At 60.8% G+C, this 1172-nt stretch carries 1 protein-coding gene; it reads right to left on the bottom strand.

Annotation, left to right across the window (positions count from 1 at the left end; genetic code table 11):
- Positions 1 to 1172, bottom strand: a 1172-nt coding sequence (locus HP547_RS28870) for an immunoglobulin-like domain-containing protein (RefSeq protein WP_372243021.1), incomplete at both ends; no start/stop codon positions are given.

The following is a 1172-nucleotide window of genomic DNA, read 5'->3' as shown; positions in this document are numbered from 1 at the left end:
GGTGTAGGTGATCTTGCCGCCTTCGGTGACGGTGGTGTTATCCACAGTGAGTTCGGCAGTGACCGGGCTCTGCGTATCGGTGACGGCCACGGTAGCGGCTTTGCCGATCTCCAGGTTTTCCAGTTGTTCGCCGACCACCTCAGCCTTGCTGATGCTGACGGTGATCTTGCCTTCGTCCTTGAACACGTCCTCGCCCTGCGCTGGTGCAGCGTAGGATTTGGTGGTCTCGCCTGCCGCGAAGGTCAGGGTGGCACCGGTGCTCAGGGTGACGGTGAACGGCTTCTCCAGCGCCTTGTTCAGGCTGATGGTGAAGGTCGGTTCAGTAGCTTCGTCGACCGAAACCTGATCGGCGGTGATGCTGACTTTGACCAGGTCGCCTTCGCCAGATGGCTCATCGGTGACTTGGGTGCTGACTTTGGTAGCGCCCAGCTCCAGTTGTTCGAACTGATCGGCGCCTTTGCCGGCGACGTCAGTGAGACCCTGGGTGATGATCACCGGGTCGTTGACGTAGACGTTGTCCGGCGCAGTTACGGTGGTGCTGCCGACCGATTCACCGGCCTTGATGGTCACGGTGGTGCCATCAGTCAGGGTGAAGGTCAGGCCTTTGTGATTGGTGACTGGCAGGGTCGGATCTGCGCTGACCAGGGTCACGGTGTAGGTGATCTTGCCGCCTTCGGTGACCGTGGTGTTATCCACCGTGAGTTCGGCAGTGACCGGGCTCTGCGTATCGGTGACGGCCACGGTCGCCGCCTTGCCGATCTGCAGGTTTTCCAGCTGCTCACCGAATACCTCAGCTTTAGTGATGCTGACGGTGATCTTGCCTTCGTCCTTGAACACGTCCTCGCCCTGCGCTGGTGCAGCGTAGGACTTGGTGGTCTCGCCGGCCGCGAAGGTCAGGGTGGCACCGGTGCTCAGGGTGACGGTGAACGGCTTGTCCAGCGCCTTGTTCAGGCTGATGGTGAAGGTCGGTTCAGTAGCTTCGTTGACCGAAACCTGATCGGCGACGATGGTGACCTTGACCAGGTCGCCTTCATTTTCGCCGCCTGGGTTGCCTGGGGTACCAGGCTCGTCAGTGACAGTTGTGCTGACTTTGGTAGCGCCCAGTTCCAGCTGCTCGAACTGATCGGCGCCTTTGCCCGAGACGTCGGTCAGCCCCTGGGTGATGGTGACCG

The sequence above is a fragment of the Pseudomonas sp. CM27 genome, from assembly GCF_013179515.1.
GTDB lineage: Bacteria > Pseudomonadota > Gammaproteobacteria > Pseudomonadales > Pseudomonadaceae > Aquipseudomonas.
This window is presented reverse-complemented; position numbering and strand designations above follow the sequence as displayed.